Below are 26,145 nucleotides of genomic sequence, written 5' to 3' on the forward strand. Positions count from 1 at the left end.
TGATTTAAGCGCTGGCTTTCGCTCGGTTAAAATCTTTGATTTGCTGGCGATAAGCATCCAGTCTTTGTGGCGTCATTAGATTGCGCTGATCATCAAGTACATTGCCGCCAAGATCGTCAGAGATCTGTTGTGCGGTACGCAGCATAAGCTTAAAGTTTTGATCAGCTTCGCCAAAACAAGGCAGCGTCATGAAAAATGAGATGCCTTTCGTTGTAAAAGTTGCAGGGTCATCATGTTTAAGCGTGCCTGGCTGCATCATATTAGCGACGCTAAATAGTACCTTACCAGTACCTGAGGGGTCAGTATGACGGTGGAAAATATCCATCTCGCCATAGATCAGGCCGTTTTGACGCATGCTATCAAATAGCTGAATACCGTTAAATGGCTCTTCGCCAGAGCAATGGACATTAAGAACCAACACCTGCATTTCAGGCTCTTTTGGCTCTTCCTTAACCTCTTTCGCGCTATCCGCCAAGTTAACCACGGCTTGAGGCTCTTGCTCTAAGTCTTCATCCAATGAATCTAGATCGATGCGAGGTTCACTCACATCAATGTCGTCATTTTCTTTACTTGCGGTAAATGAGGGCAATGGCTCTTGTTCATCTTTTTCTTGAGAAGAGACAAAATCTGGCTCAATTTCTTCAGCTTGTTTTGGCTGCTGTGAAGACTCTTCAACCAGAGATTCGGCTTTATACAAAGGCTCTGAAACGTCACTATCAGAAGAACTAGCCTCTAGCGGATCGTAAGCAGGCTTTTGCGCATCCAATCCAAAATCAGGCTCGGTGCGCGTTTTTCTGATGATTTCAAAGTCATCTTCAGGAGCGACGTATTCATCGTCGGCGTTATCATTGTCGTCCAACTTTCCTAGCGGTCTGTCACCGAATTTCTTTTGACCTTCTTTTTTACTCGACCACAAGCCGTGAAACAACAGCGCCGCGATAGCTAAGGCACCGACAATAATGAGTACGAATCGCAATTCCTGCATTGTTTGCTCTCAATGTTAAAAATAGTCCTTAAAGAAGCGCTTACACACTTCAACTTTGTCTACTTTACCAAAACTCTATAGATGATTAGAACACCTAAGTATAAGAAGTTTGTGATTTCGTAAACCCTTTTTTGTTATAGTCGAAATCATAAGCAACGCAAAAACCAGATAAAGGACACCAATTTTGAACAAAGCAAACACTGGGTTTGGCTACTTCATGCAAGGTTTTCAAATCGCTTTTATGCCCGGGATCAGACGCTATGTGCTGATGCCCCTTTTAGCCAATATCCTTTTGGTGGGGTCCGCGATGTATTATTTATTCTCCCACTTGAACGCTTGGATTGAAGGTTGGCTTGGCTACCTACCTGAGTTTTTATCTTGGCTAAGCTATATCTTGTGGCCTTTGTTAGCGCTTACTATCCTAGCGACCTTTTCCTACTTTTTTAGCACTCTAGCTAACTTTATAGCCGCCCCATTTAACGGCTTGCTGGCAGAGAAAGTAGAAGAAATGCTCACTGGTAATAAAATTAATGATGAAGGACTCATGAGCGTTGTCAAAGATGTGCCGAGAATTATGGCGCGCGAATGGCGCAAACTCCTCTACACCTTGCCTAAAGCTATTGGGCTGTTCTTATTACTCTTGATTCCAGCTATCGGCCAGACAATCGGCCCTTTCGCATGGTTTATCTTTACCGCTTGGATGTTGGCGATTCAATATTGTGACTACCCGTTTGATAACCACAAAGTCCCTTTCAACGACATGCGCCTGTCGATGAAACAAAAACAAGGTAAGGCTTACGGCTTTGGCATGCTGGTGTCTTTGTTTACTGCTATTCCAATTTTAAATCTGTTTATCGTCCCTGTCTCAGTATGTGGCGCGACGGCAATGTGGGTGCAAGAGTTTAAACAACATAGCTAGCAAACAAATAACTAAACATAAGCCCCTTGATTGGGGCTTGGTATCACTCAAGGTTTTAATGGCTTACGACTAAAGGACTTATTACCACATTTAGCACAATCGCCGATCACGGTTGGATGGTTGTACTCGGTTTTATGACCACACTGCTCACACACCAATACTCCAAGCCCTATCATTTCACCTGACGTGTAAACACCCTGATGCTCTAAATCTTGGAACAACTCGACCCATTCCACTCTCGTTCGGTCAGTAATGTCCAATAGCCCTTGCCAAATTGAGTTAGCAATCATTAGATAGAAGGGACCGCTTTTACTCTCTTCGTAATTATCAGCAAACTCTTTGAGATCCGATTTAACATACGCGGAGATCAGCGCCATCTCGTCCTTGGTCATGTCGTTCGCAGCTTCCACCACTTGTCCCGACTTTTCAAACACGTGCTGTAACTCTTCTGGACTATGTTTGAGGTTCTCAACCACATCTTCGATCATTTCTTCATAACTGGTTTTACGCTTAGGCATACATCCCCCTGTTATTGGCTATTGTTGACCGAGCTTCCTTTAGGTATTCTATGACGATCTATTAGTCTCTGTAGTAACAGAACTCACAAATTCCAAGATAACCGGACATCATCGATGCAAGAACAATACAACCCACAAGACATTGAACGTAAAGTTCAACAGCATTGGGACAACAATGAAACCTTTGTTGTAAGTGAAGACCCAAATAAAGAAAAATTCTACTGCCTGTCAATGTTCCCTTACCCAAGCGGACGACTGCACATGGGTCACGTACGTAACTACACCATCGGTGATGTGGTATCTCGTTTCCAGCGCCTGCAAGGTAAAAATGTAATGCAACCAATCGGTTGGGATGCATTTGGTCTGCCTGCAGAAAACGCAGCCGTTAAGAACAACACGGCTCCTGCGCCTTGGACTTACGAAAACATCGAATACATGAAAAACCAGCTTAAACTGCTGGGTTTTGGCTACGACTGGAACCGCGAGTTCGCAACTTGTACGCCTGAGTACTACCGTTGGGAGCAAGAGTTCTTTACTAAGCTATACGAAAAAGGCCTAGTGTATAAGAAGACTTCTTCGGTTAACTGGTGTCCAAACGACCAAACCGTTCTTGCAAACGAGCAGGTTGAAGATGGCTGCTGCTGGCGCTGTGATACTCCAGTTGAGCAAAAAGAAATTCCACAGTGGTTCATTAAGATCACTGAGTACGCACAAGAGCTTCTTGATGACCTAGACAACCTTGAAGGTTGGCCTGAAATGGTTAAGACCATGCAGCGCAACTGGATTGGTCGCTCTGAAGGTGTTGAGCTTAAGTTTGCCGTTAACGGTCAACAAGATCTAGAAGTCTACACAACTCGTCCAGACACTCTAATGGGTGTAACGTACGTAGGTATTGCGGCAGGTCATCCTCTAGCGGCGATCGCGGCTGAGAACAACCCTGAGCTTGCAGCGTTCATCGAAGAGTGCAAAAACAATAAGGTTGCGGAAGCTGAGCTTGCGACAATGGAGAAGAAAGGTATGGCGACTGGCCTTACTGCTATTCACCCATTGAACGGTCGTGAAGTGCCAGTTTACGTGGCTAACTTCGTACTGATGGACTACGGCACAGGCGCGGTGATGGCGGTTCCTGGTCACGATCAACGCGACTTTGAGTTTGCGACTAAATACGGTCTAGACATTCTTCCTGTGATTCAGCCTACCGATGGCAGCGAGCTAAACATCTCTGAAGAAGCTTATACCGAGAAAGGCGTTCTATTTAACTCTGGTGAGTTCGATGGTCTTGAGTTCCAAGCGGCATTCGATGCCATCGCAGCAAAACTGGAAGCAGAGGGCAAAGGCCACAAGACGGTAAACTTCCGTCTACGCGACTGGGGTGTATCTCGTCAGCGTTACTGGGGTGCTCCAATCCCAATGGTGACCACTGAAGATGGTGAAGTTCATCCAGTACCAGCAGACCAACTACCGGTTATTCTTCCAGAAGATGTGGTGATGGATGGCGTTACCAGCCCAATCAAAGCCGACAAAGAGTGGGCGAAGACCACATTTAACGGCGAACCAGCACTTCGTGAAACAGACACGTTCGACACGTTCATGGAATCTTCTTGGTACTACGCACGTTACTGTTCACCACAAGCAGATGACATCCTAGACCCAGAAAAAGCAAACTACTGGCTGCCAGTAGACCAGTACATCGGTGGTATCGAGCATGCTTGTATGCACCTTCTGTACTCGCGCTTCTTCCACAAACTGCTTCGTGACGCAGGTTACGTAACGTCTGATGAGCCGTTTAAGCAGCTACTATGTCAAGGTATGGTCCTCGCTGACGCGTTCTACTACGAAAACGACAAAGGCGGCAAAGAGTGGGTTGCACCGACTGACGTTGCTGTTGAGCGTGACGGTAAAGGTCGCATCACTTCAGCGAAAGACGACCAAGGCCGTGACGTTGAGCACTCGGGCATGATCAAGATGTCTAAGTCAAAGAACAACGGTATCGACCCTCAAGAGATGGTAGACAAGTACGGTGCAGACACAGTACGTCTATTCATGATGTTTGCATCTCCTGCTGATATGACACTTGAGTGGCAAGAGTCGGGCGTTGAAGGCGCTAACCGCTTCCTAAAACGTGTTTGGAAACTGGTGAATGAGCATTCATCGAAAGGCGCAGCAGAAGCAGTAGATACTGCCGCTCTTTCTGGTGACCAAAAAGCACTTCGTCGCGACGTTCACAAGACTATCGCGAAGGTAACGGACGATATCGACCGTCGTCAAACGTTCAATACAGCTATTGCAGCTATCATGGAACTCATGAACAAGCTAGCGAAAGCGCCTCAAGAGTCAGCGCAAGACCGTGCGATTCTAGATGAAGCACTAAAAGCGGTAGTGGCAATGCTTTACCCTATCACTCCACATATTTCATTCGAAATGTGGGTCGCTTTAGGTGAGTCGGACGTCGACAACGCAGTATGGCCAACACACGACGAGAAAGCACTAGTCGAAGACGAGAAGCTGATCGTTGTTCAAGTAAACGGCAAACTGCGCGCTAAGCTGACTGTGCCTGCTGATGCGTCTAAAGAGCAAGTTGAAGAGCTTGGTCTGAACGACGAGAACGTCACCAAATTCACAGACGGTAAAACTGTTCGTAAAGTGATCTATGTACCTGGTAAGCTGCTGAATATTGTAGCGAACTAATCATCATCACTTTATGATACTAAGAGTCGCAGCGAACAACTGCGGCTCTTTCGTCCATTTTAAGCAAAGCCTTATTTAAGTTTCTACTTCGGAAATTTACATAAGCCTTTTCAACGAGAGCCTTCGGTAGCTATGTTTCGATTCAAACAAAAACTAACACAAGCCAGTTTTATTCTTCTTCTCTCTTCTCTACTGACAGCATGTGGATTTCAGCTACGTGGCGAGTACTCTGTACCCGAAGACATTACCGCTATCTCTGTCACGAGTTATGATAAGTACAGCAAAATCACTCGCTTGGTAAAAGAGCAACTGCGCCTCAGCCAAATTGAGCTAGTGACGCCAAACAAAGATGTTCCGAATATTCATATCATTGGTGAAACCATTACCGACCGTACTCTATCTCTGTACCAAAACACACGTGCTGCCGAGAAAGAAGTAGTGTACGAAGTCAACTATCGAGTCACCGTTCCTGATCTGGGCGCAAAAGATTTTACTGCGACTATGACTCGCAGCTACCTAGACAACCCACTTTCAGCGCTCGCTAAGTCGGCTGAGCGTAAGCTTATCGAAGATGAAATGCGCGAGTTTTCTGCGCAGCAAATGATGCGTCAAATGGCAAGACTTAAAACTGAAATTCAAGAGTTTGAGGAAAAGCAACACCTTGAAGAATCGAATAGCAATACGCAAGACAACTCACCGTCTTAATAGGTAACCGATTGTGAGAATTTTTGCTGACCGCCTTTCTGAGCACCTTACGAAGCAATGGCACCACTGCTTCTTATTGTTTGGTAATGAGCCACTATTCGTTCAAGAGAGTAGAGATGCGGTTATTCGCCACGCTAAGCAGCTTGGCTTTGAAGAGCATCACCGCTTTAGCGTCGATAACTCACTTGACTGGAATGAAGTGTATGATTGTACTCAAGCACTGAGTCTATTCTCGTCAAAGCAGATCATTGAACTCAGCATGCCGGAGACTGGTGTTAATGCCAGTATTGCCAAACAGCTCGCGGACATAGCACCTACTCTGCATGAAGATATTGTGCTTATCATCACTGGCACCAAGCTCACCCGAGCGCAAGAGTCTGCGAAATGGTTTAAGGCGCTGGGCGGCTGCCTAGTTAGCTGTAACACGCCAGATATTAAACAGTTACCACAGTGGGTCATGAGACGCTGTCGAGCAAATCAATTAATGCCTGACGGGGAAGCCGTTCAACTACTGTGCCAATGGCATGAAGGCAACCTATTTGCTTTGTCACAAAGCCTTGAAAAACTCGGCCTGCTCTACCCTGATGGCCAATTGACTTTGCTGCGGGTTCAAGAATCGCTCAGCAGACACAATCACTTCACTGTATTTCATTGGGTTGATGCTGTTTTGGAAGGCAAACCAAAGCGTGCCCATCGCGTGCTAACCCAACTTGAGGCTGAAGGTGTAGAAGCAACAATTTTACTCCGTACGATTCAAAAAGAACTGGTACAGCTTGGTAAGATGCAAGCCATGTTAGCTCAATCGTCACTTGGTCAGGTGCTTGATCAGTTTCGAGTATGGCAAAATAAAAAGCCGATCTATAGCGCCGCATTAAACCGGTTATCACCAGAAAAACTGCGCAAAAATATCCAATTGCTCAGCGCCATTGAGGTGCAGGTGAAAACCCAATACGAGCAAAGTCCTTGGCCATACTTGCAGCAACTCTCGCTTAACCTGAGCAGTGCTGACAGCGGTCTGTCTTTGCAACCATAAAATCGTGATATAATTACCGATCGATTGAGTAGCGATACTCCCCTAACTATATACATACTGAGGAATCTCTTTTGCAACGCGAAGAATTGAAACTTTTTCTAGCTGATAAAGCGGACGATATGAAAGCACAAGACATTGTCACCCTAGATGTTGAAGGCAAGTCTAGCGTTACAGACTTCATGATCGTCTGTACCGGCACTTCTAGAAGACACGTCATTTCAATTGCGGATCATGTTGCTGCAGAAGTGAAAAAGGTAGGCCTAGAACCACTAGGTATCGATGGCAGCACCGAGGGTGAATGGGTTGTACTGGATATGGGTTCAACCATGCTACACGTAATGCAAGAAGAGCACCGTGAGCTATACCAACTAGAAAAGCTTTGGAGCTAACAGTTTGAAACTTCAACTGATCGCCGTTGGCACTAAAATGCCTAAGTGGGTAGAAGAAGGCTTTCAAGAATATCGCCGCCGCTTCCCACACGACCTGCCACTTGAGCTCATCGAAATAACCGCAGGTAAGCGAGGCAAAAATGCCGACATCGCGCGCATCCTTCAAAAAGAAGGTGAAGCGATGCTTGCTGCCGTGCCAAAGGGCAATCGTATTGTCACCTTGGATATTCCCGGTAAAAAATGGGATACGCCACAGCTCGCCGAGCAGCTGGAAAGCTGGAAGCTCGACGGCCGTGATGTTTCCATTCTGATTGGTGGTCCTGAAGGATTGGCTCCAGCTTGTAAAGCAGCCGCAGACCAGAGCTGGTCTTTGTCTGCGTTAACCCTTCCTCACCCGCTGGTGCGCATTGTCATGGCGGAGAGCTTGTACCGAGCGTGGTCAATTACCGCTAATCATCCGTATCACAGAGAGTAATTGAGCTAGCGATGAAACGTAAACGCAGCCAGATACGGGATCATCAGGCCGAAGCGCGACTATTTAAAAGTCGCGCTATTGTGGCGTTTGTTGGTATCGTTGTAATGATGTTGGTGCTCGTCGCTAACCTCTACAACATCCAGATCAACCAGTATCAAGACTATAAAACCCGCTCGAACGATAACCGCATCAAAGTCGTGCCTATCGCGCCTAATCGCGGGCTCATCTACGACCGCAATGGCATTTTGCTGGCGGAGAACCGTCCTGTCTTCAACCTAGAAGTCACACCAGAAAAAGTCAAAGACATGGATGCAACCATCCAGGCGCTAAGACAATATCTGGATATCTCACCTGAGCGTGAAGAAGCCTTCAATCGCGATCGCAAGCGTACTCGCCGTTTTAAATCGATCCCGCTTCTGACCCAATTGACTGAAGACCAAGTCGCGATCTTTTCCGTTCATCAACATAAGTTCCCTGGCGTTGAAATAGCTGCGAACCTAAAACGTTTCTATCCCTACGGTGATGTGCTTACTCACGTAATTGGTTATGTATCCCGCATTAATGATCGAGACATGCGCCGCCTGATCCGCGAAGAGCAAGACGCAAATTATCAGGCGACACGCGATATTGGTAAGCTCGGTATTGAGCGCTACTACGAAAATATTTTGCACGGCACCGCTGGCTATCAGGAAGTGGAAGTGAACAGCCGTGGACGCGTATTAAGAACCCTCAAGTTCGTGCCACCTCTTCCTGGTAAAGACATCGTTCTGAACCTGGACATAACGCTTCAACTTAAGGTTCACAAACTGCTCGATGGCAGACGTGGCTCAGCGATCATTCTTGATCCAAGTGATAACGGTGTATTAGCAATGGTATCCAGCCCAAGCTACGATCCAAATGCATTTGTGAACGGCATTTCGAGCAAAGGCTATCGCGCACTACTGGAAGATAAAAACCGACCACTAGTAAACCGCGCAACCCTTGGTATTTATCCACCCGCTTCAACGGTTAAGCCGTTTATCTCGGTCGGCGCACTTCAAGAAGGCGTCATTACCACCAAAACTACACGTAATGACCCGGGCTACTGGCGTATTCCAAACTCGAAGACACGTCCATTCCGTGATTGGTTGCGTTGGGGTCATGGTAAGGTTGATATTCTCAAAGCGATTGAAGAGTCGGTGGATACCTTCTACTACCAAATTGCTTACGACATGGGCATTGATCGCCTATCGAAGTGGATGATGATGTTTGGTTTCGGCGACTACACAGGCATTGATATCTTCGAAGAGAGCAAAGCCAATATGCCAACACGCGAATGGAAGATGGCCAGACACAGAACACCGTGGTATCAAGGTGATACCATCCCTGTCGGTATCGGTCAGGGTTACTGGACAGCAACGCCAATGCAGATAGCCAAAGCAACCTCAGTTCTGGTTAATCGCGGCGAAGTACTCTCTCCACATCTATTGCGTGCGACCATAAATAATGGCGACAGCTTTGATCATCAAACCTTAAGTGAAGTTGACTCGAGACCCCCTATTACCGGTGTACAAGAGCGCTACTGGGATATTGCTTTAGAAGGTATGCGCCGGGTAAACCACGGCGTTAAAGGCACAGCTCGACGCGCGTTCGCCAATATGCCTTTTCAAAGTGGTGGTAAATCGGGGACTGCACAGGTGTTTAGCTTGGCAGAAGACGAAGAGTACAACGCTGAAGAGCTCGCAGAGCATCTGAAAGACCATGCATTGTTTACCGGCTTCGCCCCGTTTGAGAATCCTGAGGTCGTGGTTACTGTCGTACTTGAGAACGCCGGTGGTGGTTCTAGCAACGGAGCGCCAGTCGCTCGACAGCTGTTCGACTTAGCATTGGCAGAAAAGGAAGAGAGTGAAGAAGAATGAGATTTGATCCTTCCACCGGTCAAAGCCGAGTGATGTTCGAACGCTTCCACATCGATTTGCCTTTGGTGCTCGGAATTCTGGCACTTATGGGTTTTGGTCTTGTAGTAATGTACAGCGCCAGCGGCCAAAGTATGGCTATGATGGACAGGCAAGCAATGCGTATGGTACTTGCTCTAGTGGTAATGGTTGTCCTCGCCCAGCTATCGCCAAGAACCTATGAAACCTTAGCTCCTTTAATGTTCTTTGCGGGCGTCATGCTGCTGTTTGGCGTGCTGTTCTTTGGTGAAGCCTCAAAAGGGGCTCAGCGCTGGCTAAATTTGGGCTTTGTGCGCTTTCAGCCCTCAGAGCTTCTTAAACTGGCGGTACCCTTGATGGTGGCTCGTTACATTGGTAAGCGTTCACTACCCATCACGTTTCAGACCTTAATCATCTCGCTAGTGATGGTGTTCGTGCCCACAATATTAATCGCCAAGCAGCCAGACCTTGGGACTTCCATTTTGATTGCCGCCTCGGGGATCTTCGTTGTCTTCTTAGCTGGTATCAGCTGGAAAATTATCTTTGGAGCCGTGCTTGCGCTGAGTGCCTTTGTCCCGGTGCTTTGGTTCTTTTTGATGCGTGAGTATCAGAAAGTACGCGTACGTACCTTGTTTGACCCCGAATCGGATCCACTGGGCGCGGGTTATCACATCATTCAAAGTAAAATTGCTATCGGCTCTGGCGGGATCACTGGTAAGGGCTGGATGCAAGGCACTCAATCACAGCTCGAGTTTTTGCCTGAGCGTCACACCGACTTCATCTTTGCGGTTATTGCTGAAGAGTGGGGAATGTTCGGAATTCTATTGCTGCTTACTCTCTATCTATTCATTATCGGGCGAGGCTTATATCTAGCCAGTTCCGCACAAACTGCGTTCGGTCGAATGATGGCTGGCAGTATCGTTCTTAGCTTCTTCGTTTATGTTTTTGTAAATATTGGTATGGTGAGCGGTATATTACCGGTAGTTGGTGTACCATTGCCGCTGATCAGCTACGGTGGCACCTCCATGGTGACCCTCATGGCTGGATTTGGCATTCTGATGTCAATTCATACACACCGAAAAGCATTCTCAAAGGCAACCTAATGAACAAACGGAATGACACATGGCGCCAGCGCCTTTCTTGGCTGGGTTTGGCCTTAGGGCTGACCGCCCTAGCTGGGTGCTCTTCGTCATCAGACAGTCGCTATGACCTGAAAGACGATGTGGCACCTAGCGCGCCTATTTCTGTCGATCATATTGAAGGCGCGGTGCCAAAGTATGAACCATACAGTCTCGGGGGTAATAAGAGTTACCGCCTGCGCGGCAAAAGCTACACCGTGATTAAAGACCCAACAGGTTTTACAGAGCGTGGCGAAGCATCCTGGTATGGCAAAAAGTTCCATGGACACTTAACCTCGAATGGCGAAGTGTACGACATGTACTCAATGTCGGCAGCCCATAAGACTTTGCCTCTACCGAGCTATGTTAAAGTTAAAAATCTTGATAACGGAAAAGAGACCATTGTTCGTGTTAATGACCGTGGTCCTTTCCATGACGGCCGTATTATCGACCTAAGTTATGCAGCAGCAAACAAGCTAGATGTGATTAAAACGGGTACGGCTAACGTCGAAATTGAAGTGATTATCGTCGAAAAACCATCTAGTCAACATGAGCTGAGCAAGCACCCGGAGTACACTATTCAAGTCGTTGCCTCACCTCATAAAGATCGCATCGACAACTTGTCCAAGCAACTGAGTGAAAAGCTATCTGTCGACACCTTTCTTACCCCGGTAAACAAGAACTATCGACTGATGCTTGGCCCCTTTAAAGATTACAAGCAAACTCAAGACGTACTGGAGCAGGTGCAAAAGATTGGATACCCCTCAGCTTTCGTCAAAAAACTGTAAACATCATTGACATAAATAACCGTTGTTACTTAGTGTAAGCTATCTAGTTTGCAGGCAACATTCTGTTACTATACGAACTATTACTCAAACGCATTCGAAATGAATAAGAATAAATCTTCTATGAAATTTGTAACCACTATTGCTCTTTCCGCAACTTTGGCAGCAACTTCTGCCTTTGCGGCACCTGTTGTCATGCCTGATGCACCTCAAATCGCAGCGAAAGGCTTCGTTTTGATGGACTACAACTCTGGTAAGGTTCTCGCTGAGAAAGAGATGAATACTCAGCTCCACCCGGCAAGTTTGACCAAAATGATGACCAGCTATGTTATCGGCCAAGAGCTAAAGCGCGGTAACATCTCACCACAAGACGAAGTGACCATCAGCAAAAATGCGTGGGCAAAGAACTTCCCTGATTCATCAAAGATGTTCATTGAAGTAGGCACCAAGGTTACCGTTGATGAGCTAAACAAAGGCATCATCATTCAATCGGGTAATGATGCTTGTGTCGCGATGGCTGAGCACATTGCAGGCTCAGAAGATGCATTCGTTGACCTTATGAATGCATGGGCGAAGTCTATCGGCATGACCAACTCGCACTTTGCTAACGTGCACGGTCTAGACAATCCGAATCTGTACTCAACCCCTTATGATATGGCTCTTCTGGGTCGCGCGCTTATCAAAGACGTGCCAGATGAGTACCGTATTTACTCTGAGAAGAAATTCACCTACAACGGCATCACCCAATACAACCGTAACGGTCTACTTTGGGACAAGAGCATGAACGTTGATGGCATCAAAACTGGCCACACAAGCAAAGCTGGCTACAGCCTAGTGAGCTCAGCAACTGAAGGTAAGATGCGTCTTGTTGCCGTCGTGATGGGTACTAAGAGCGCCAACGCTCGTAAATCGGAAAGTAAAAAGCTACTGAGTTACGGCTTCCGCTTCTTCGAGACGGTTAATCCACACAAAGCAGACGAAACCTTCGTTGAAGAAAAAGTATGGATGGGTGACAAAGACGCCGTCGCGCTAGGTGTGAACCAAGACACTTATGTCACACTGCCACGCGGCCAAGCGAAAAACCTAAAAGCAAGCTTCGTACTTGAAAAGCAGTTAGAAGCACCAATATCTAAAGGCGATGTCGTTGGTAAGCTATACTATCAACTAGAAGGCGAAGACGTAGCTGAATACCCACTGCTTGCTCTTGAAGATGTTCAAGAAGGCAGCCTGTTCAGTCGCTTGTGGGATTACATCGTATTACTTTTCAAGAGCTTTTTCTAAGCCCTAGCGTTTAACGCCAAAGTAATCGAGTCATCGTAAAGCCGCTATAAGCGGCTTTACTTTTTCATTGGCTTGAGATCGTCCACGTAAGGCATTACTATTCGCACCGTTATAAAGAATTGGTATTTTTTGGAGTCCCTACTATGTTGACCATCAACTCTGATGCAAAACTCAAAGACCTACTCGAGTTCCCTTGCTCTTTTACCTTCAAAGTGATGGGTTACGCTAAACCAGAGCTTCCTGAAAAAGTGCTGGAAGTGATCCAACGCCACGCGCCAGGGGACTACAGCCCAACCATTAAGCCAAGTGCAAAAGGCAACTACCACGCTGTATCTATTAACATTACAGCGACCTCAATCGAGCAGGTAGAGACCCTTTACAAAGAACTTGGTGATATCGACATTGTTCGTATGGTTCTATAATAAATTGAAAGTTTCAAATTTATTTGAAAGCAGCTTAGGCTGCTTTCTTTTTATTTATCAATCAGATAAATATCCAGCATCATGTAATGGTTAAGAATTCGTTATTTATTAGTAGTTCAAAACCATCAACATGTTTATAATGCGAATACTTTATTAAGTAGCAGCGAGGTGACTGGTGGAAAATCAGCTAGTTGTAAGGAAGCTTGGGCGAAAAGACTACGAACCAGTCTGGAAAGCCATGCATGATTTCACTGACAATCGAACAGACGATACACGCGACGAAGTGTGGTTAGTGGAGCACAACCCTGTCTTTACTCAGGGACAGGCAGGTAAAGAAGAGCACCTACTCAACACTGGTGATATCCCAGTCATTCAAAGCGATCGCGGCGGACAGGTCACCTATCATGGTCCTGGTCAGCTCGTTGCCTACTTTCTTATCAATTTGCGTCGTAAAAAGCTTGGCGTTCGCGAGCTGGTTACGCACATCGAAAACCTCGTTATCAACGCACTTAACGCGTATGATATTGAGTCAGCGGCTAGGCCCGATGCCCCTGGAGTGTATGTCGATGGTAAAAAAGTCTGCTCCCTTGGTCTGCGTATCCGTAAAGGGTGCTCATTTCACGGACTGGCGCTAAATATTAATATGGATCTCTCCCCTTTCCTTCGTATCAACCCTTGTGGCTATGCTGGGATGGAAATGGTTCAAGTGAGCCAACTGGGTGGTCCAAAAGAGGTCTCGACTGTCGAAGACCAAATGATCAAAGCACTATTAGAAATACTTGATTACGAGCAAGTAGAATTCAGCGAAGAAGCATAAGACGATGAGCAAACCTATCCAAATGGAAAAAGGCGTCAAGTACCGTGACGCTGACAAGATGGCATTGATTCCCGTAAAGAACATGCCTACCGAGCAAAAAAAAATCCTTCGTAAGCCTGAATGGATGAAGATCAAGCTGCCAGCGGACAGTCAGCGTATTCAAGACATCAAGTCTGCAATGCGCAAAAACGATCTTCACTCGGTATGTGAAGAAGCCTCATGCCCTAACCTGGCTGAGTGCTTTAACCACGGCACAGCAACTTTTATGATCCTTGGTGCTATCTGTACTCGTCGTTGTCCTTTCTGCGATGTAGCTCATGGCCGTCCAAATGCGCCAGAAACTGGTGAGCCGCAAAAGCTTGCGCAAACTATTAAGGACATGAAGCTTAAATACGTAGTGGTTACCTCTGTGGATCGTGACGACCTGCGTGACGGTGGTGCTCAGCACTTTGCAGACTGCAACCGTGAAATTCGCGCACTTAACCCAGAGATCCGCATCGAGACCCTGGTACCTGATTTCCGTGGCCGTATGGATGTAGCGCTTGAAGCACTAAAAGATAACCCGCCAGATGTGTTTAACCACAACTTAGAGACAGCTCCACGCTTATATCGTAAGGCGCGCCCGGGTGCGAACTACAAATGGTCACTTCAGCTTCTTCAGAAGTTTAAAGAGATGCACCCTGACGTACCGACTAAGTCTGGCTTGATGATGGGTCTGGGCGAAACCAAAGAAGAGATTGTTGAAGTACTGAAAGATCTCCGTGCTCACGGCGTCACTATGCTTACACTGGGTCAATACCTAGCACCAAGTCGTCATCACTTACCGGTTGAGCGCTATGTACCGCCATCAGAGTTTGATGAGCTAAAAGAGATCGCCCTTGAACTTGGCTTTACCCATGCAGCCTGTGGTCCATTTGTTCGCTCGTCGTACCATGCAGACCTACAAGCAAAAGGCGAAGAAGTGAAATAGCATTACTTTTTAGAAGTAACATTGCCTTTTTCGGACATAAAACACGGATTCGCTGTTGAAGCAATCCGTGTTTTTTTTGAGAAAAATATGCAACATGACAATCTCATACTCGCATTTTTGCTATTTTTAGGTAGGCTTAAATAAAAAGTTTCACCCAATCAAGGACGTAACATGAAGTTATTGAAAATTGGTTTGCCTATTCTCGCGGCAACTGTGATTGCAGGCTGTGCGCAGAACACCCAGCAAGACAACTATTTAGAAGCGTCATTCGAGCTATGTAATACTGAAGTAAACCTATACTCGGTTAGCGACGATGGTCGCGTTCGTATCGTTTGTAAGGACGGCGCTAAGTTCGCACTGAACAGCGAGAAGACGCTGGATATCATGCGCGATATCAATATTGATTATTGTAATGGTGAAGGCCTAGGTCAGTTTAGCGAAAGTCGTAAATATTACTCATTCCGCTGTAAATCAGGCACTCTGCTCAACATTAATAAGTAACATTACCTACGACTTAAAAGTTTCAAGCACTAAAAAAGCGAGCATTTAGCTCGCTTTTTTTTTGTTCGCTTTAAAGCCGTAGAGAATTACGCGTAAACAGGCAGACGCTTACAGATCTCTAGTACTTTTGCTTTCGTTGCTTCAATCACTGATGCATCGTTGATGTTGTCTAGAACATCACACATCCAGTTAGCAAGTTCAGTCGCATCTGCTTCAGTGAAGCCACGGCGAGTAATCGCAGGTGAACCAATACGGATACCAGACGTTACGAATGGGCTGCGTGGGTCATTTGGAACTGAGTTCTTGTTAACCGTGATGTTTGCTGCGCCAAGAGCGGCATCCGCTTCTTTACCTGTGATGTCTTTGTCGATTAGATCAACAAGGAATAGGTGGTTTTCAGTGCCGTTAGATACGATGTTGTAACCGCGCTCTTGGAACTGTGCAACCATCGCTTTTGCATTCTTAACAACGCGCGCTTGGTACTCTTTAAACTCTGGCTCCATTGCTTCTTTGAACGCGACGGCTTTACCCGCGATAACGTGCATTAGAGGACCACCCTGACCACCAGGGAATACTGCAGAGTTCAGTTTCTTGTACATGTCTTCGCCTGCATTAGACAGGATAAGACCACCGCGAGGACCCGCTAGAGTTTTGTGCGTTGTTGTTGTTACCACGTGAGCGTGTGGCACCGGTGTTGGGTAAACACCTGCAGCGATAAGACCCGCAACGTGCGCCATATCAACGAATAGGTAAGCATCAACCTTGTCTGCAATTTCACGCATGCGAGCCCAATCTACGATTTGGCTGTATGCAGAGAAACCACCGATGATCATCTTAGGCTTGTGCTCAACAGCAAGCTGCTCCATCTCGTCGTAGTTGATTTGACCCGCTTCGTCGATACCGTAAGGAATCACGTTGTAGTGCTTACCAGAGAAGTTTACTGGTGAACCGTGAGTCAGGTGACCACCGTGCGCTAGGCTCATACCTAGAACTGTGTCGCCTGGGTTAAGCAGCGCCATGTACACTGCGCTGTTCGCTTGAGAACCAGAGTGCGGCTGAACGTTCGCGTACTCACAACCAAATAGCTCACACGCACGATCAATCGCTAGTGTTTCCGCTTTATCAACATACTCACAACCACCGTAGTAGCGCTTACCCGGGTAGCCTTCAGCATACTTGTTGGTTAGCTGAGAGCCTTGCGCTTCCATTACGCGCGGGCTGGTGTAGTTTTCCGAAGCGATTAGCTCGATGTGCTCTTCTTGACGTAGTGTCTCTTCTTGAATTGCTGCAAATAGCTCCGCATCGTAATCAGCGATGTTCATATCACGCTTAAGCATCTGTATCTCCTGACTCAGATTGTTCTGAAAGTTTCAAAAAAACCACACAATGACCAAAAGCAAACGTTTTCGTCACCACATTTGATGACTCGCATGATACATAATTTGATCTAGGTCATAAAGAGAAAATTGGAAATTTCTCATGCAGTTTTTTCATAGTGAACCTTAGGCTTCATCATATGCCCCGATAAAGTGCATCGTTCGAATGCGCTAAGTGTCAATAATTCCATTTACACAGTGTAAAAATTGAATTACATAGGTTTACCGTAAATTTACCCTTCAAGCTACCGAAAACATCAACTTTTCAATAATATTGCGGCGTTTATTGACTAGAAGAATTTAAAATTGATGCAAAAACACACACTCAAAGAAGACTGGATAGCGATTCTAACTGGCACCTTTATCGTCGCTCAGGGAATATTCTTTCTTCAGTCGGCTCAACTTTTAACTGGCGGCACCACAGGTCTTGCCCTTCTTATGAGCCAATTTGTACCAATTTCTTTTGGTACGCTTTATTTCGCCCTAAACAGCCCATTTTACCTACTTGCTTGGAAACGCTTCGGTAAACGCTTTGCGGCTAGCAGCGCCATTTCTGGTGCCTTAGTATCTATTATTACGGACAACATGCATCGAGTGGTCACACTGGATAACGTCAATACTATCTACTGCGCGATCGCCGGTGGCTTATTGATGGGTCTTGGTATGCTGATTCTATTCAGGCACCGCTCAAGCCTAGGTGGCTTTAATGTGTTGTGTCTGTTTATCCAGGACAAGTTTGGAATTTCGGTCGGTAAAACGCAGATGGCGATTGATAGTGCCATTCTTGTTGCGTCGTTCTTCTTTGTGTCGCCGTCGATTATTTCGATTTCGATTCTTGGTGCGGTGATGTTGAATTTGGTATTGGCGATGAATCATAAGCCGACTAGGTATGTGGTGACTTATGGGTGAGACTCGCTTCGCTCACTTTTTACCCCTCCTAGCCTCCCCTTATTAAGGGGAGGAACTACTGGCTCGCTATCGCATCGCCTTATGTAAAGGTGCAATGTTACGTCAGTAACGAGCAATGATTCTCCCCCTTTATAACGGGGCGCGTAGCCGGGGGAGCTAGAGGGGGTCAATCTCTTGATCTTGTTCTTAGTTTTTATCAACCAACAACACCAACGTCTCATAAGGCCTCAAAACCACCTCACCCTTCAGTTCAACCTCACCAACAACCCCACAATTACTCAACACAGCACGACTCACCAAGCCATCAAACTGCTCCGGCAACACCACGCTAGTTTCTTCACCATAATAGTTGTTCAAGCACAGCAGCATCGCATCTTCACTCTCACGCAAGTAGCCATGAACCTGAGTGTGCTCTGGGAACAAATCCACATAGCTACCGTCAGTAATCACCGCTAACTGCTTACGAAGCGCAATGAGCTCTTTGTAGAAGTAGAATACCGACTGCTCATCTTCAACCGCTGCCTCAGCGTTGATCTGAGGATAATTTTCAGCGACGCCAATCCAAGGCGTACCTTGGGTAAAGCCAGCGTGTTTGCTGTCATTCCATTGCATAGGTGTGCGAGAGTTATCACGAGATTTCTGTCTTAGGATAGCCATCATATCATCATGAGAGGTATCGCCCTGCTCAACCATCAGCTGATACATATTAAGGCTTTCGACATCTCGATATTGGCTCATATCCGTGAAGCTCGGATTGGTCATGCCGATCTCTTCACCTTGATAAATATATGGCGTGCCTTGCATCAGATGGACAGACGCTGCCAGCATTTTTGCTGACTCAGTTCGGTATTGCTGATCATTGCCAAGGCGGCTGACCACGCGAGGTTGGTCGTGGTTACACCAGAACAGTGCGCCCCAGCCTTTCCCATTTAGACCTGTCTGCCAGTGGTTAAAAATCTGTTTTAGCTGCTGGAAATCGAAGTCCGCTTTCGTCCACTTATCTCCATTTGGGTAATCGACCTTTAGGTGATGAAAATTGAACACCATCGAAAGCTCTTTGTTATCGAGTGAACTGTATTGCTGGCAATGCTCTAGAGTCGTTGAAGACATTTCACCAACGGTGACCGAGCCATACTTCTGGAATACCGCTTCGCTGATCTCCTGTAAATACTCATGAACGCGCGGACCGTCAGTGTAAAAACGGCGACCATCACCAATATCATCATCAGCAAAGTCTTGCTGTTTTGAGATAAGGTTGATCACATCAAGCCTAAAACCATCCACGCCTTTCTGTGCCCAGAACTCGATGACCTGTTTTACTTCTTCACGAACTGTTGGGTTTTCCCAATTAAGGTCAGCCTGCTCTTTGGCAAATAGGTGCAGATAGTATTCATCGGTGGCTTCATCTAATGCCCATGCAGAGCCACCAAACTTTGACTGCCAGTTGTTGGGTAATTTGCCTTCATTGGGTTTCCAGATGTAGTAATCACGGTACGGGCTTTGTTTATCTCCAAGTGCCGACTGGAACCATTGATGTTCGGTTGAGGTGTGGTTAACAACGATATCCATAATGATGCGGATACCTTTCTGATGGGCAGCAGCGAGCAACGCATCAAAATCTTGCATGGTGCCAAAGTCAGGGTTGATCGCATAGTAATCAGAGATGTCGTAACCGTTATCAATCATTGGTGAGGCATACACTGGAGTAAGCCAGATCGCGTCTACACCTAACTTCGATAAGTAATCAAGCTTCGAGGTAATCCCTTTGATGTCGCCCATTCCTTTATCACCGCTATCGCAAAAGCTCTTAGGGTAGATTTGATAAATCGTGGCTGTTTTCCACCAGTCTTTTTGAGCAGTTTGACTCATAGGTTTAATCTCACTTACCAATTTGGAAATTCGTCAAAATAAAAAGCAAAGAAGTGGCTCAATGTGAGCCACTAATGGGGGTTACGCGCTCGCAAGCTCTAGCTCACCTTTTGATTGAGCGCGTTTGTACAGGAACAAAGTCAGTAGAATCGGCACGGCCATTGCTACTAGCATCGCCATGAAATACACCATCCAGTATTGCGGCTGAATTGATAGGATGCCTGGTAGACCGCCGACACCGATACCGTTCGCCATCACGCCTGCACTGCCACAGATAGCTGCCGCAATTGCACTACCAATCATTGCACTCAGCATTGGGAACTTGTACTTCAGGTTGATACCGTACATAGCAGGTTCAGTGACACCTAAGTAAGCCGAGATAGCAGCGGGGACTGAGATATCACGCTCACCCTCACGCTTACTGATAATGATGATGCCAACAACAGCAGATGCTTGAGCGATATTAGACAGTGCGATCAAAGGCCAGATTGGCGTACCACCTAGGTCTTGCATAAGCTGAAGGTCAACCGCATTGGTTGTGTGGTGGATACCAGTAATAACCAGCGGTGCGTATAGGAAACCAAAGACCACAGAGCCAAGTACTGCAAAATCACCCGTCATCGCAGCTTTTGCCGCAAACGCAACACCATCACCTAGCACGCGACCAAACGGGCCGATGAAAGCATGAGCAAGAATGACCGACAGAATGATTGATACGAATGGCACCACAACCAGATACAAGTAGCTTGGGACAATACGCTTTAAGTTGGTTTCAATTAGCGCCAGTGCCACACCTGCCAGCATCGCCGGGATCACCTGAGCCTGATAGCCCACCTTCTCAATCACAAACAATCCGAAATCCCAAACCTCTGGCACTTCTTTACCTATGAGATAAGCATTCATCAGCTGGGGCGATACTAAGGTGACACCCAGCGTGATACCAAGAATGGGCGTACCACCAAGCTTTTTCACCGTAGACCAACACACACCAACCGGTAGGAAGAAGAAAATAGCTTCACCGATAAGCCATAAGAACGAGTGAACAGTTGCCCAGAACTGGCTGATTTCCACTAAGGTTTTGCCATCGAACATACGGATGTCGCCGATAACATTGCGGAAGCCAAGAATCAAACCACCTGTGATAATCGCCGGCAAAAGGGGAACAAAAATTTCGGCTAAGTGCGAGATACCACGCTCTAGAAAGTTCATGTTCTGGCGCGCAGCCAGCTTGGCATCGTCTTTAGATGCCGCTTTCTTACCTGTTGAGTCAATCAACATTTTGTAGACTTCATCAACTTCAGTGCCAATCACCACTTGGAACTGACCTGCATTGGTAAAGCAGCCTTTAACAATCTTGAGGCTCTCTAGTACCGACTTGTCGGCTTTATCGGTATCGTTAAGAACGAATCTTAAGCGAGTTAAACAGTGGCTAACACTGGCAATGTTGTCAGCTCCGCCAACACCGTCGATGATCGCTGCAATGTCTTGCTGGGCTATTTTGCTCATCGTTTGTACACCTTTTCCTGATATAGAGACGTAGGGTTAAGACGTCTAGGTCCATTTGTCTCGTTATATTAATAATATCGCAACATGCGAATGGGAACATTCCCAAAGATTGAGTTAAGTGTGCCATGGAACAATCAAAACAAAAATGGGAACAGTCCCATTAATTGAGTATGATCACAATAATTGTTGATAAATGCGTCAAGTTGATTAGTGGAACTGCTACGAAAAAGAAGCCGTGATTACACTGCTTCTTGCGTAAGATGAGAGATGGATTTATTGCCAGTAAGCTGACTAATCAATAGGTTAGCTGCTTTTTCTCCCGCTTGCTGATAGCCGGGATCAATGCTGTAAATATTAGGGAACAGGAAAGAGAGCAGTTCATTACCACCGACGCCAGTCACCACGATATCTTCTCGGCCAAGCTCTTGCAGGCGTTTGATCGTGCCAAGCGCTAAGGTATCACTGGCACACACGATCGCTTGTAATGAGTCCGTCACTACTTCATCGACAAGCTGATAAGCACTTTCATGATGAAGCTCACCGGTGCGATAAACAGCATGCTGATCGTTATCATCACACCATTTTTGAAATGCGTTAAGGCGTGCCAAGCCCGTGGTTTTATCCTTAGGATCGACACCAATATAGGCAAGTTGATTGACGCCTTGCGCCTGCAATTTATTCAAAACCGCTTGGATCAATCCTTGATTGTCGTAGTTGATGGAGGAGACTTGATCGGTATCCATGGCAATGACCACCACCTTCTCCTGCCACAAAGACACTCTATCGATATCAAGCTCCGTAAAACCAAACACAATGACACCTTCAACGTTGCGTTTACGCAGTACGCTTAGATGCTCGTTGGTTTTATCGGGATCGAACTGACTCTCCATGATCACCACATCGTAACCTGCAGAGTAAAGCACATTGAGCATGCTGCTCACCGCTTTGTTCTCTGAAGGCGAGTCGAGACGCGAGATAATGACACCAATGACCTTTTGCACTCCGCCCCCACGCATCGATTGCGCCGACTTAGAGGGCACATAGCCATGCTCTGCAATCACACGCTCCACTTTCTCGCGAGTTTCAGGTTTTACTTTAGGATCGTTAGTGAGCACGCGAGAGACGGTTGATTTACCGACTCCCGACAGCTTTGCAATATCAAGTATGGTGAGTTTTTTGCTCATGGTTATCTAAAAGCTTAGTATCCGTTTTTTGGTATGCTTCGTGTGGTCATCATACAGCTTTTATCGGTTTCACCCGCAATGGTAAGCATGCCCTTTCTGCCCTTACTAAACAGCTCAACCTCTGATTCAACTTGAGATTGACCATCAAGTGAATACTTCACGCCTGACGCAGAAGGGACGCGGTGCAGATGATATTCTTCGCCATCGATAAGCAGCAAGACTTGCTCACTCGATAACTGGGTTACCTGAAAGCTCTGGTTATCGCACTGATACTGGAGGACATGATAAGGGTTTTCAGGTTCCACCTGATCCGAACTACTGCACGCCACCAAACCGCCAACCATCATAGCCGTAACCAATCCATGTTTAACTAATGCACTCATAATGACTCCTTTAGGATCAAACGATTACTTAGTTAAGTATTGCGGCACATCGCGGATACTATCAAGTACCACAGTTGCGACAGACTCACCGCGCTCGGTGACCGGTTTGCCAGTACGTACTAAGATCTTGGTGCCAACGCCAGCTGCTTCAGCTGCCATCATATCTTCGGCTTTATCGCCGACCATGACTGAGTTTTCCATATCAATCTTTAGGAAATCACGAGCAGAGATAAACATGCCCGGTTTTGGTTTACGGCAGTCACAATCTTGTTTGTAATCACCAATGCCATGCTCTGGGTGATGTGGACAATAATAGATACCATCGAACTCGACGCCATTATCAGAGAAGTTCCAATCCATCCATTGAGTTAAAGAAAGGAAGCGATCTTCGGAGAACATACCGCGAGCAATGCCTGATTGATTGGTCACCAACACCAGCATATAGCCCATGTCCTGCAGTTTTTTCGTCGCTTCAAAAACGCCTTCAACATACTCAAAGTCGTGTTCATCGCTAACGTACCCATGATCAACGTTAATGACGCCATCACGATCCAAAAAAACAGCTGGTTTTGCCACAGTTCACTCTCTTGTTATAGATAGGTGCTAATAACCTGAATTATTACACGCTTTTATAGTCACGGCACTATGAAAATGCCGTTTAGACGTCTAGACGTAAAAATATCTATTGACACTAAAAGGTGAAAACCATAGCATCTTCTATCAATTGAGATGTAATTCAAACTTTTATGCTACTCACGGACTTCAGGTTGCTTAGATGATCGAAATTAATCAAGTAAACAAAGTGTTTTATCAAGGCGCTAAGGAAATCAACGCCTTGGCAGACATCAATCTGCATATCGCAGAAGGTACCATCTTTGGTGTGATTGGCGCCTCTGGTGCGGGTAAGAGTACGTTGATTCGCTGCGTAAACATGCTTGAAGCGCCAACGTCGGGTGAAGTCATCGTTGACGGTGTTGACCTGACTAAGCTATCGAAATCCGAGCTTTCAGAAGCGCGCCGCAACATTGGCATGATTTTCCAGCACTTTAACTTGCTTTCATCTCGCACCGTATTTGAAAACGTGGCACTGCCACTTGAGCTTGCTGGCAAAGAGCGCTCACATATCGAGACTAAAGTGACGGATCTTCTAAAGCTCGTCGGGCTGGCAGATAAGCGCGATACTTACCCTGCCAATCTAAGTGGTGGTCAAAAGCAGCGTGTCGCGATTGCTCGCGCACTATCGTCAGATCCTAAGGTGCTGCTTTGTGATGAAGCCACCAGCGCACTCGACCCTGCGACGACTCAATCGATTCTTGAGCTACTGAAAGAAATCAACCGCAAGCTTAAGATCACCATTCTTCTAATTACTCACGAAATGGACGTGGTAAAAAGCATCTGTCATGAAGTCGCAATCATTGGCGACGGTCACTTAGTTGAGAAAGGTACTGTTGGTGAAATCTTTGCCCATCCGAAAACTGAACTTGCGCACCAATTCATCCGTTCAACGCTCGACCTGTCGATTCCAGAAGACTATCAAGCAAGACTGCAAGCTGAGCGCGTTGATGGCAGCTACCCGCTTGTTCGCCTAGAGTTTACCGGTGCTACTGTAGATGCGCCGCTAATGACGCAAATTGCACGCAAATACAATATTGATGTCAGCATCCTAAGCTCCGATCTTGATTACGCGGGCGGCGTAAAATTCGGCATGATGGTGGCAGAGCTGTTTGGTAATGAGCAAGACGACAACGCGGCGATTCAATATCTTCGTGACCACAATGTAAAAGTAGAGGTACTTGGCTATGTCCTTTAACACTGTCTCAGACTGGTTATCTCTAAACAGTAACCTACTATTAGGGGCAACATGGGAAACCCTATATATGGTTGCCGTAGCAGGAGTGGTTGGCTTCGCCGTCGGTATCCCACTGGGTGTTATTCTGCATACCACTAAAAAAGGTGGCTTGCTAGAAAACATGCGTTTAAACAGTGTGCTAGGTGCCATTGTTAACGTGGGTCGTTCGGTGCCTTTCTTAGTATTAATGGTAGCGATCATTCCACTGACCAAGATTTTGATTGGCACCTTTATCGGTACCACGGCAGCTATTGTTCCACTGACGGTTGGTGCGATTCCATTTGTGGCACGCCTTATTGAAGGCGCACTACTTGAGGTGCCAACAGGTCTGGTAGAAGCCGCACAATCAATGGGCGCAACACCATACCAAATCATTACTAAGGTACTGCTTCCAGAAGCATTACCTACGATTGTCAATTCGGTGACAATCACCCTAGTGACACTAGTAAGCTACTCAGCAATGGCGGGTACCGTCGGCGGTGGCGGGCTAGGTGACGTAGCCATTCGCTATGGTTTCCACCGATACGATGTGACCATTATGGCCGTGACCGTGGTGATGCTCATTGTATTGGTACAAATTATTCAGTCTATCGGTGATGCCGTTGTTCGCCGCGTAGACCACAGATAATCGAGATTTTAAGATTTATAACAAGGAGAGAGTCATGAAATTCAACGTTAAGAATTTACTCGCAATTGCAGCTGCTGCATCAGCACTTATTCTATCTGGCTGTGGTGAAAAAGAAGTCGACACCAGCAAGATCAAAGTCGGTGTGATGGCAGGTGCAGAAGCACAAGTTGCAGAGGTCGCAGCGAAGGTTGCTAAAGAGCAATACGGTCTAGACGTTGAGCTAGTCACCTTCACAGACTACGTAACACCAAACGCAGCACTGGACGATGGCTCTATCGACCTTAACGCATTCCAACATAAGCCATACCTAGACCAGCAAGTAACGGATCGTAACTACAAGCTGACTATCGCAGGCAACACGTTTGTATACCCTATCGCGGGCTACTCGAAGCAAGTTAAGTCTGTGGATGAAATCCAAGACGGCGCACGTATCGCAGTACCCAATGACCCAACAAACCTAGGTCGCTCACTACTGCTACTTGAGCAACAAGGTCTACTAACTCTACGTGAAGGTGTTGGTCTACTGGCGACAGTTCGTGATATCGAAGAAAATCCAAAGAACATCACTATCGTTGAGCTAGACGCAGCACAACTACCACGTTCTCTTGATGACGTAGCGCTATCTATCATCAACACAACTTACGCAAGCTCTATCGACCTAACACCTCAACGCGACGGTGTGTTTGTTGAAGACAAAGAGTCGCCATACGTAAACCTAATCGTTGCGCGTGAAGACAATGTGAACGCAGAAAACGTTCAGAACTTCGTAAAAGCGTACCAAACAGAAGATGTGTACAACGCAGCTTCTGATATCTTCAAAGGTGGCGTTGTTAAAGGCTGGTAATCTCACCACCTTTGCACCAAACATCAAAAAGGGGTTGAAGCTTAGCTTCAACCCCTTTTGTATTTTCAATCGATAAAT

The 26,145-nt window shown here is 46.4% G+C and carries 26 protein-coding genes; 18 read left to right on the top strand and 8 right to left on the bottom strand.

Going from position 1 to position 26,145, the window contains the following annotated elements; genetic code table 11:
- Nucleotides 1-4: 4 nt before the first annotated feature.
- Complete coding sequence (gene zipA, locus L4C42_RS14700; protein WP_418642000.1) at nucleotides 5-985, bottom strand: cell division protein ZipA; 981 nt, start codon at nucleotides 983-985, stop codon at nucleotides 5-7.
- 184 nt (nucleotides 986-1,169) lie between these two features.
- Here zipA and cysZ point away from each other — a divergent pair, with 184 nt between their 5' ends.
- Nucleotides 1,170-1,904, top strand: a complete 735-nt coding sequence (gene cysZ / locus L4C42_RS14705) for a sulfate transporter CysZ (RefSeq protein ID WP_353496900.1) — start codon at nucleotides 1,170-1,172, stop codon at nucleotides 1,902-1,904.
- A 47-nt stretch (nucleotides 1,905-1,951) separates the two neighbouring features.
- Here cysZ and L4C42_RS14710 read toward each other — a convergent pair whose 3' ends face one another.
- On the bottom strand, nucleotides 1,952-2,422 hold the full coding sequence (locus tag L4C42_RS14710; protein ID WP_353496901.1) for a zinc ribbon-containing protein: 471 nt from the start codon (nucleotides 2,420-2,422) through the stop codon (nucleotides 1,952-1,954).
- Between the two features lie 114 nt (nucleotides 2,423-2,536).
- Between L4C42_RS14710 and leuS the strand changes: the two genes are divergently transcribed.
- From leuS to L4C42_RS14775, 13 genes are all read left to right on the top strand, one after another.
- Nucleotides 2,537-5,110, top strand: a complete 2,574-nt coding sequence (leuS, locus tag L4C42_RS14715; protein ID WP_418641999.1) for a leucine--tRNA ligase — start codon at nucleotides 2,537-2,539, stop codon at nucleotides 5,108-5,110.
- A 132-nt stretch (nucleotides 5,111-5,242) separates the two neighbouring features.
- The gene (locus tag L4C42_RS14720; RefSeq protein WP_353496903.1) at nucleotides 5,243-5,815 is read left to right on the top strand and encodes an LPS-assembly lipoprotein LptE; all 573 of its coding nucleotides are present in this window, start codon (nucleotides 5,243-5,245) and stop codon (nucleotides 5,813-5,815) included.
- 13 nt (nucleotides 5,816-5,828) lie between these two features.
- Nucleotides 5,829-6,848 (top strand): DNA polymerase III subunit delta, encoded by a 1,020-nt coding sequence (holA, locus tag L4C42_RS14725; protein WP_353496904.1) that lies wholly within the window; start codon nucleotides 5,829-5,831, stop codon nucleotides 6,846-6,848.
- Between the two features lie 71 nt (nucleotides 6,849-6,919).
- Nucleotides 6,920-7,237, top strand: a complete 318-nt coding sequence (gene rsfS, locus L4C42_RS14730; protein WP_112459641.1) for a ribosome silencing factor — start codon at nucleotides 6,920-6,922, stop codon at nucleotides 7,235-7,237.
- A 4-nt stretch (nucleotides 7,238-7,241) separates the two neighbouring features.
- A complete protein-coding gene (rlmH, locus tag L4C42_RS14735; protein ID WP_353496905.1) occupies nucleotides 7,242-7,712 on the top strand; it encodes a 23S rRNA (pseudouridine(1915)-N(3))-methyltransferase RlmH in 471 nt (156 codons plus the stop codon).
- 11 nt (nucleotides 7,713-7,723) lie between these two features.
- Nucleotides 7,724-9,610, top strand: coding sequence for a penicillin-binding protein 2 (gene mrdA, locus L4C42_RS14740; RefSeq protein ID WP_353496906.1), 1,887 nt, complete (start codon nucleotides 7,724-7,726; stop codon nucleotides 9,608-9,610).
- A complete protein-coding gene (gene rodA / locus L4C42_RS14745; RefSeq protein ID WP_353496907.1) occupies nucleotides 9,607-10,728 on the top strand; it encodes a rod shape-determining protein RodA in 1,122 nt (373 codons plus the stop codon). Before mrdA ends, rodA begins: the two co-directional genes overlap by 4 nt.
- A complete protein-coding gene (locus tag L4C42_RS14750) occupies nucleotides 10,728-11,531 on the top strand; it encodes a septal ring lytic transglycosylase RlpA family protein (protein WP_418641995.1) in 804 nt (267 codons plus the stop codon). Before rodA ends, L4C42_RS14750 begins: the two co-directional genes overlap by 1 nt.
- A gap of 99 nt (nucleotides 11,532-11,630) precedes the next feature.
- The gene (locus L4C42_RS14755) at nucleotides 11,631-12,809 is read left to right on the top strand and encodes a serine hydrolase (protein ID WP_353496909.1); all 1,179 of its coding nucleotides are present in this window, start codon (nucleotides 11,631-11,633) and stop codon (nucleotides 12,807-12,809) included.
- Nucleotides 12,810-12,952: 143 nt separating this feature from the next.
- Nucleotides 12,953-13,231, top strand: coding sequence for a DUF493 family protein YbeD (ybeD, locus tag L4C42_RS14760; RefSeq protein ID WP_042496698.1), 279 nt, complete (start codon nucleotides 12,953-12,955; stop codon nucleotides 13,229-13,231).
- 175 nt (nucleotides 13,232-13,406) lie between these two features.
- Nucleotides 13,407-14,048 (top strand): lipoyl(octanoyl) transferase LipB, encoded by a 642-nt coding sequence (lipB, locus tag L4C42_RS14765; RefSeq protein ID WP_429761035.1) that lies wholly within the window; start codon nucleotides 13,407-13,409, stop codon nucleotides 14,046-14,048.
- Nucleotides 14,049-14,052: 4 nt separating this feature from the next.
- A complete protein-coding gene (gene lipA / locus L4C42_RS14770; protein ID WP_353496910.1) occupies nucleotides 14,053-15,018 on the top strand; it encodes a lipoyl synthase in 966 nt (321 codons plus the stop codon).
- Between the two features lie 171 nt (nucleotides 15,019-15,189).
- Entirely contained in the window at nucleotides 15,190-15,519 is a 330-nt protein-coding gene (locus L4C42_RS14775) for a hypothetical protein (RefSeq protein WP_042496692.1), read from the top strand.
- Between the two features lie 86 nt (nucleotides 15,520-15,605).
- Here L4C42_RS14775 and glyA read toward each other — a convergent pair whose 3' ends face one another.
- Nucleotides 15,606-16,856, bottom strand: coding sequence for a serine hydroxymethyltransferase (gene glyA / locus L4C42_RS14780; RefSeq protein ID WP_353496911.1), 1,251 nt, complete (start codon nucleotides 16,854-16,856; stop codon nucleotides 15,606-15,608).
- 348 nt (nucleotides 16,857-17,204) lie between these two features.
- Between glyA and L4C42_RS14785 the strand changes: the two genes are divergently transcribed.
- Complete coding sequence (locus tag L4C42_RS14785; RefSeq protein WP_353496912.1) at nucleotides 17,205-17,804, top strand: YitT family protein; 600 nt, start codon at nucleotides 17,205-17,207, stop codon at nucleotides 17,802-17,804.
- Nucleotides 17,805-17,990: 186 nt separating this feature from the next.
- Here L4C42_RS14785 and treC read toward each other — a convergent pair whose 3' ends face one another.
- From treC to gmhB, 5 genes are all read right to left on the bottom strand, one after another.
- Complete coding sequence (treC, locus tag L4C42_RS14790; RefSeq protein WP_353496913.1) at nucleotides 17,991-19,673, bottom strand: alpha,alpha-phosphotrehalase; 1,683 nt, start codon at nucleotides 19,671-19,673, stop codon at nucleotides 17,991-17,993.
- An 81-nt stretch (nucleotides 19,674-19,754) separates the two neighbouring features.
- Nucleotides 19,755-21,179 carry a PTS trehalose transporter subunit IIBC gene (gene treB, locus L4C42_RS14795; protein WP_353496914.1) on the bottom strand — a complete coding sequence of 475 codons (1,425 nt, stop codon included), beginning with the start codon at nucleotides 21,177-21,179 and terminating at the stop codon, nucleotides 19,755-19,757.
- Between the two features lie 239 nt (nucleotides 21,180-21,418).
- On the bottom strand, nucleotides 21,419-22,363 hold the full coding sequence (treR, locus tag L4C42_RS14800) for a trehalose operon repressor TreR (protein ID WP_353496915.1): 945 nt from the start codon (nucleotides 22,361-22,363) through the stop codon (nucleotides 21,419-21,421).
- A gap of 14 nt (nucleotides 22,364-22,377) precedes the next feature.
- Nucleotides 22,378-22,746, bottom strand: a complete 369-nt coding sequence (locus L4C42_RS14805; RefSeq protein WP_353496916.1) for an MliC family protein — start codon at nucleotides 22,744-22,746, stop codon at nucleotides 22,378-22,380.
- A 24-nt stretch (nucleotides 22,747-22,770) separates the two neighbouring features.
- Nucleotides 22,771-23,322, bottom strand: coding sequence for a D-glycero-beta-D-manno-heptose 1,7-bisphosphate 7-phosphatase (gene gmhB, locus L4C42_RS14810; protein ID WP_353496917.1), 552 nt, complete (start codon nucleotides 23,320-23,322; stop codon nucleotides 22,771-22,773).
- A 199-nt stretch (nucleotides 23,323-23,521) separates the two neighbouring features.
- Here gmhB and metN point away from each other — a divergent pair, with 199 nt between their 5' ends.
- The 3 genes from metN to metQ are packed head-to-tail and all read left to right on the top strand — an operon-like array spanning nucleotide 23,522 to nucleotide 26,067.
- Nucleotides 23,522-24,556, top strand: coding sequence for a methionine ABC transporter ATP-binding protein MetN (gene metN, locus L4C42_RS14815; RefSeq protein WP_353496918.1), 1,035 nt, complete (start codon nucleotides 23,522-23,524; stop codon nucleotides 24,554-24,556).
- A complete protein-coding gene (locus L4C42_RS14820; RefSeq protein ID WP_353496919.1) occupies nucleotides 24,546-25,223 on the top strand; it encodes a methionine ABC transporter permease in 678 nt (225 codons plus the stop codon). The genes metN and L4C42_RS14820 overlap by 11 nt, the downstream gene beginning before the upstream one ends.
- Nucleotides 25,224-25,257: 34 nt before the next feature.
- On the top strand, nucleotides 25,258-26,067 hold the full coding sequence (metQ, locus tag L4C42_RS14825) for a methionine ABC transporter substrate-binding lipoprotein MetQ (protein ID WP_353496920.1): 810 nt from the start codon (nucleotides 25,258-25,260) through the stop codon (nucleotides 26,065-26,067).
- Nucleotides 26,068-26,145: the final 78 nt, after the last annotated feature.

Origin of the sequence: Vibrio wakamikoensis (genome assembly GCF_050337275.1) — a bacterium.
Lineage (GTDB): Bacteria > Pseudomonadota > Gammaproteobacteria > Enterobacterales > Vibrionaceae > Vibrio > Vibrio chaetopteri.

Bases quoted from the DNA above. Each gene is read 5' to 3' on its own strand.
- zipA (WP_418642000.1), bottom strand. From the start codon at position 985: ATGCAGGAATTGCGATTCGTACTCATTATTGTCGGTGCCTTAGCTATC.
- L4C42_RS14710 (WP_353496901.1), bottom strand. From the start codon at position 2,422: ATGCCTAAGCGTAAAACCAGTTATGAAGAAATGATCGAAGATGTGGTT.
- leuS (WP_418641999.1), top strand. From the start codon at position 2,537: ATGCAAGAACAATACAACCCACAAGACATTGAACGTAAAGTTCAACAG.
- L4C42_RS14720 (WP_353496903.1), top strand. From the start codon at position 5,243: ATGTTTCGATTCAAACAAAAACTAACACAAGCCAGTTTTATTCTTCTT.
- mrdA (WP_353496906.1), top strand. From the start codon at position 7,724: ATGAAACGTAAACGCAGCCAGATACGGGATCATCAGGCCGAAGCGCGA.
- rodA (WP_353496907.1), top strand. From the start codon at position 9,607: ATGAGATTTGATCCTTCCACCGGTCAAAGCCGAGTGATGTTCGAACGC.
- L4C42_RS14750 (WP_418641995.1), top strand. From the start codon at position 10,728: ATGAACAAACGGAATGACACATGGCGCCAGCGCCTTTCTTGGCTGGGT.
- L4C42_RS14755 (WP_353496909.1), top strand. From the start codon at position 11,631: ATGAATAAGAATAAATCTTCTATGAAATTTGTAACCACTATTGCTCTT.
- ybeD (WP_042496698.1), top strand. From the start codon at position 12,953: ATGTTGACCATCAACTCTGATGCAAAACTCAAAGACCTACTCGAGTTC.
- lipA (WP_353496910.1), top strand. From the start codon at position 14,053: ATGAGCAAACCTATCCAAATGGAAAAAGGCGTCAAGTACCGTGACGCT.
- L4C42_RS14775 (WP_042496692.1), top strand. From the start codon at position 15,190: ATGAAGTTATTGAAAATTGGTTTGCCTATTCTCGCGGCAACTGTGATT.
- glyA (WP_353496911.1), bottom strand. From the start codon at position 16,856: ATGCTTAAGCGTGATATGAACATCGCTGATTACGATGCGGAGCTATTT.
- L4C42_RS14785 (WP_353496912.1), top strand. From the start codon at position 17,205: ATGCAAAAACACACACTCAAAGAAGACTGGATAGCGATTCTAACTGGC.
- treC (WP_353496913.1), bottom strand. From the start codon at position 19,673: ATGAGTCAAACTGCTCAAAAAGACTGGTGGAAAACAGCCACGATTTAT.
- treB (WP_353496914.1), bottom strand. From the start codon at position 21,179: ATGAGCAAAATAGCCCAGCAAGACATTGCAGCGATCATCGACGGTGTT.
- treR (WP_353496915.1), bottom strand. From the start codon at position 22,363: ATGAGCAAAAAACTCACCATACTTGATATTGCAAAGCTGTCGGGAGTC.
- L4C42_RS14805 (WP_353496916.1), bottom strand. From the start codon at position 22,746: ATGAGTGCATTAGTTAAACATGGATTGGTTACGGCTATGATGGTTGGC.
- metN (WP_353496918.1), top strand. From the start codon at position 23,522: ATGATCGAAATTAATCAAGTAAACAAAGTGTTTTATCAAGGCGCTAAG.
- L4C42_RS14820 (WP_353496919.1), top strand. From the start codon at position 24,546: ATGTCCTTTAACACTGTCTCAGACTGGTTATCTCTAAACAGTAACCTA.
- metQ (WP_353496920.1), top strand. From the start codon at position 25,258: ATGAAATTCAACGTTAAGAATTTACTCGCAATTGCAGCTGCTGCATCA.